The sequence below is a fragment of the Streptomyces sp. adm13(2018) genome (assembly GCF_008042145.1).
Taxonomy (GTDB): domain Bacteria; phylum Actinomycetota; class Actinomycetes; order Streptomycetales; family Streptomycetaceae; genus Streptomyces.
The window spans coordinates 35741-40143 of sequence record NZ_RDBH01000035.1 but is presented as its reverse complement, the minus strand read 5'-3'; the positions used below and the strand labels follow the sequence as shown (position 1 = coordinate 40143).

Genomic DNA, 4403 nt, shown 5'->3' with positions numbered 1-4403 from the left:
GGGCAGGTCTTCGGACTCGCGGGCGCGTCCCGTCGAACGAGACTCCTACTGGCCGTCGCTTCCCAGGTCCGGTGTCTCGGACCCAGTGCTGTGTGACGCGGTCGTTCCACTCGGCGACGGCCTCGCCGGGCGCGTCGCCGTCGCGGTGGAAGGCGGTCCCGGTGTTCCCCTTGTCGGTGGCGGCGTACGCGTAGCCGCGGGCGAGGACCCAGTCGGCGATGGCCCGGTCGTTGGCGTACTGCTCGCGGTTGCCCGGGGTCCCGGCGACGACGAGGCCGCCGTTCCACCGGTCGGGAAGGCGGAGGACGAACTGGGAGTCGTGCTGCCAGCCGTGGTTGGTGTTGGTGGTGGAGGTGTCGGGGAAGTAGCCGTCGATCTGGATGCCCGGCACTCCGGCGGGCACGGCGAGGTCCTTCGGGGTGAGGCCCGCCCAGTCCGCCGGGTCGGTGTGGCCGGAGGCGACGGTGCCGGCCGTGGTCAGTTCGTCGAGGCAGGCGGTCCGCTGGTACGCGGCGCCGGGCACCCGCAGGGCGGCCGACCGGGCGCAGTGGCCGCCGGGAGCGGGCGGCGACGCCGTCGCGGGGACGGTGGTGAGGGTGAGCGCGGCGAGGGCGAGTGCCACGGGCGCGCCCCTCCGCCAGAGACCTGGCGAGGAGCGGAAGGGGGGACGGCGCATCGGTGTGCCTCCGGGCCGGTGGAAGGGGTTTCGCGGGAGGCTATGCGGCCGCCGGGCCACCGGACATGGCCGCACGACCCACCATCGGCGAGCCACCGGTGGGTGGCGGCACCATCCCCGCCGACCGGGGGGCGCGGACCCCGAGGTGCTCGGCGACGTCCTCCGTGTCCTGGTCGAGACGGACCACTGGGCCCGGCCGGGACGGGGACGGCACGTAGGGTGGGGCCCGCAGCTGGTTCGCTCCCGTCCGCCAGGCGGGACGCGTCGTAAGAGGGAACCCGGTGGGAATCCGGGACTGCCCCGCAGCGGTGAGCGGGAACGACCGCCGTCACACAGCACTGGGTCCGAGACACCGGACCTGGGAAGCGACGGCCAGTAGGAGTCTCGTTCGACGGGACGCGCCCGCGAGTCCGAAGACCTGCCCGCCGCCCGCGCGCCGACACCCGTGGCGTGCGGCACAGCCCTGCCGCGACTCGCGAAGGAGAGTTGACGTGGCCGATCCCACCGTCACCAGCCCTGCCCGCACGCTCAAGACCCCGGACGACTCCCGGGTCGTGCTCGCCCACATCATGAGCGAGCACGACACCAATCTCTACGGCACGATCCACGGCGGCGTGATGATGAAGCTCATCGACGACGCCGCGGCCGCCGCCGCGGGACGGCACGCCGACGGCCCGGCCGTGACGGTCTCCGTCGACCGGATGACGTTCCTGGCCCCGGTGCGGTCCGGAGACCTGCTCAGCGTGGAGGCCGGACTCGAGCGCGCCGGCCGGACCTCCATGACCGTCGGCGTACGGGTCACGGCCGAGCGCTGGAACCACTCGGGCCCGGCCACCGAGGTGGCCACGGCGTTCCTCACGTTCGTCGCCATCGACGCCGAGGGCCACCCGCGTCTCGTACCCGCCCTGAAGGCGGCGGGTACCGGCTCCGTCTGAGCGGGAGCGGTTCCGGCCAGGACGGGGCCCTGGTCGTGGCGCCCGACGGGTGCGACCGCCCCTCCGTGAACAGCGTGTTGCGGGCCCCGGCTCGGCCGTCACCCGTGATCCATACTGCCCTCGGACCGTGGAAGGACGGAGGACCGTGTGGACTGGACGGTGGCGGCGGGGCTGGTCGCCGGACTGCTGATCTCGATCGTCACCACGCCCGCCGGGGTCTCCGGTGCGGTGTTCCTGCTCCCCGTCCACCTCAGTGTCTTCGGGGTGCCGAACCCGGCTGTCACGCCGACCAACCTGCTGTTCAACGTGGTGTCCGGGCCGGGTGCCCTGTGGCGGTACCGCCGCGACGGGGCGCTGCGGGGCCCGCTCGCCCGCCGCCTGGTCGCCGGGACCCTGCCGGGCGTCGTCGCGGGTGCGGTGATCCGCGTGTACGCCCTGCCCGGGCCGGGGGTCTTCCGGCTGCTGATCGCCTTTCTGCTGCTGCCGCTGGGACTGTGGTTGTGCCTCCGTGTGCTCTCCGCCCCGGCCGGTCGGGCGCCCCGCGGCCGGGCCGAGCCGTCCCCGGCCGCCCTCGGCGGGCTCGCGCTGGGGGTGGGCGTGGTGGGCGGGGTCTACGGGATCGGCGGCGGCTCGCTCCTGGGCCCCGTCCTGGCGGCCCGGGGCATGCCGATGGCTCAGCTCGCGCCGGCCGCGCTGGCGACGACGTTCGTCACCTCGGTGGTGGGCGCCGCCGCGTACGCGCTGCTCTCCGTCGCGGAGTCCGGGGCGGTCTCGCCGGACTGGTGGCTGGGTCTGGCGTGCGGCGTCGGCGGACTCGTGGGCGGCTACCTGGGCGCCCGCCTCCAGCCCCGGCTCCCGGAACGGGCCCTGCGCCTGCTGCTCGGCGTGCTCGCCGTCGCGCTCGGGGGTCTGTACGCGGTGCAGGCCGCGCTCTGAGCGGATGACGTCAGGGGCCGGGGCGCCCACCGGCAGCCCTCGGCTCCGCCGGACGCCGAGAGGCCCCGGCCGGCGGGTGCCGGTCGGGGCCTCGGGGATCGGGCGGCCGGTGGTCTCACCACCGGCCGTACCGCGGTGCGGCGGCTCAGGCGTTGCCGGCGAGCATGCCCTCACGCAGGCGGTTCAGGGTGCGCGAGAGCAGGCGCGAGACGTGCATCTGCGAGCAGCCCAGGCGCTCACCGATCTGGGACTGGGTGAGCTCCTCGACGAAGCGCAGGTGGATGATGTGGCGGTCCCGCTCGTCGAGGCCGGCGAGCAGCGGGGCGAGGGCGTGGAAGTCCTCCACCAGCTCCATGGCCGGGTCCTCGCTGCCGATGTAGTCGGCCAGGGAGGCGTCGCCCGCCTCGTCCTCGCCGCTCAGCGCCGCGTCGAGCGAGGAGGAGTTGTAGCCGTTGGAGGCGAGTCGCGCCTCGGTGACCTCCTCCTCCGTGAGGCTCATCAGCTCGGCCAGTTCCTTGACCGTGGGCATGCGGCCCAGCCGCGTGCTCAGCTCCTCGGTGGCCTTGGCCAGCTCCACCCGGGCCTCCTGGAGGCGGCGGGGGACGTGGACCGCCCAGGAGGTGTCACGGAAGAAGCGCTTGATCTCCCCGACGATGTACGGGACGGCGAAGGTGGTGAACTCGACCTCGCGGGACAGCTCGAACCGGTCGATCGCCTTGATCAGGCCGATCATGCCGACCTGGACGATGTCCTCCATCTCGTCGGCGCGGTGACGGAACCGGCCGGCGGCGTAGCGCACCAGCGTCATGTTCATCTCGATGAGGGTGTTCCGCGCGTACTGGTACTCGTGGGTCCCCTCCTCAAGCACCGTGAGCTGACGGAAGAAGATCTTCGACAGAGCGCGGGCGTCCTTCGGGGCGACCGACATGGGGTCCGGTACCACCGGAAGAGTCTCCGCCCCGACCTCAACACCCGTGGTCGACATCGTGGTGACCGTCACACCATTCCCCTTTCGTGTTCTAACCCGGCCCCGTATGGGTGGCCCGATGGCTGCCGCCTACCCGGTCGACGCAGGACCATGCGTATTTATTTTCCAGGAAGTTCGCCCGGATCTCGCATGTAGCCCGGCGTGACGGGGCATCACGTATGGTCACGATACACCCCGTTGGAATGTCCCTATTGAGCGATTTTCATACGTAATGGCACCCTCATTCATCGGCCTCCCCGTCGACGGAGGTTCTGAAGATCGGCCGTAGGGGAAGACCGGCGTCCGGGTTCCCCGGCACGAGGGCAGGGCAGACGGGACCTGCCGGACGGCCGATCGGAAGAGAGAGAGTCATGGCACAGGATCCGTCGATGAGAGCGGTCGGATGGGCCCGGACGCTGCCCATCAGCAGCGGGGTCAAGGCTGCCCGGGACTGGACGCGCGAGCACCTGGAGACACTGGGCTGGGACCGTACCTCGCCCGACCTGCTGGACTCCGTCGTGCTGGCCGTCTCCGAGCTGGTCACCAACGCCCACGTCCACGCGCACAGCGACGCGCAGCTCATCCTGACCTGGGACGAGAATTGTCTGCACGTGACCGTGCACGACGCGTCGTCCCACCTGCCCGAGCAGCGGCCGCCGGAGGAAGGCGCCCTCGGCGGGCGGGGGATGTTCCTGATCGACGCCCTCGCCGACGAGTGGCAGACCCGCCCCTGCCCTCGTGCCGGGGAACCCGGACGCCGGTCTTCCCCTACGGCCGATCTTCAGAACCTCCGTCGACGGGGAGGCCGATGAATGAGGGTGCCATTACGTATGAAAATCGCTCAATAGGGACATTCCAACGGGGTGTATCGTGACCATACGTGATGCCC

4 protein-coding genes, 1 pseudogene and 1 riboswitch are annotated in these 4403 nt (G+C 72.0%); of the genes and pseudogenes, 3 read left to right on the top strand and 2 right to left on the bottom strand.

Annotated features, from left to right (window positions below; all coding sequences use genetic code 11):
• Window positions 1-676, bottom strand: a pseudogene (locus EAO70_RS03115) (hypothetical protein); the annotation flags it as partial.
• Between the two features lie 267 nt (window positions 677-943).
• A riboswitch (cobalamin riboswitch) is annotated at window positions 944-1096 on the top strand.
• Window positions 1097-1167: 71 nt separating this feature from the next.
• Here EAO70_RS03115 and EAO70_RS03110 point away from each other — a divergent pair.
• Window positions 1168-1611: an acyl-CoA thioesterase gene (locus EAO70_RS03110; RefSeq protein ID WP_402112920.1), complete on the top strand. Its 444-nt coding sequence runs from the start codon at window positions 1168-1170 to the stop codon at window positions 1609-1611.
• A 147-nt stretch (window positions 1612-1758) separates the two neighbouring features.
• Window positions 1759-2547 (top strand): sulfite exporter TauE/SafE family protein, encoded by a 789-nt coding sequence (locus EAO70_RS03105; protein WP_148001493.1) that lies wholly within the window; start codon window positions 1759-1761, stop codon window positions 2545-2547.
• Between the two features lie 145 nt (window positions 2548-2692).
• Here EAO70_RS03105 and EAO70_RS03100 read toward each other — a convergent pair whose 3' ends face one another.
• A complete protein-coding gene (locus EAO70_RS03100; protein WP_383427315.1) occupies window positions 2693-3547 on the bottom strand; it encodes an RNA polymerase sigma factor SigF in 855 nt (284 codons plus the stop codon).
• A gap of 338 nt (window positions 3548-3885) precedes the next feature.
• Between EAO70_RS03100 and EAO70_RS03095 the strand changes: the two genes are divergently transcribed.
• The gene (locus EAO70_RS03095; protein ID WP_148001492.1) at window positions 3886-4326 is read left to right on the top strand and encodes an ATP-binding protein; all 441 of its coding nucleotides are present in this window, start codon (window positions 3886-3888) and stop codon (window positions 4324-4326) included.
• Window positions 4327-4403: the final 77 nt, after the last annotated feature.

What these genes read in the sequence shown, in the direction of transcription:
- EAO70_RS03095 (WP_148001492.1), top strand. Translation starts at nt 3,886, where the DNA reads ATGGCACAGGATCCGTCGATGAGAGCGGTCGGATGGGCCCGGACGCTG.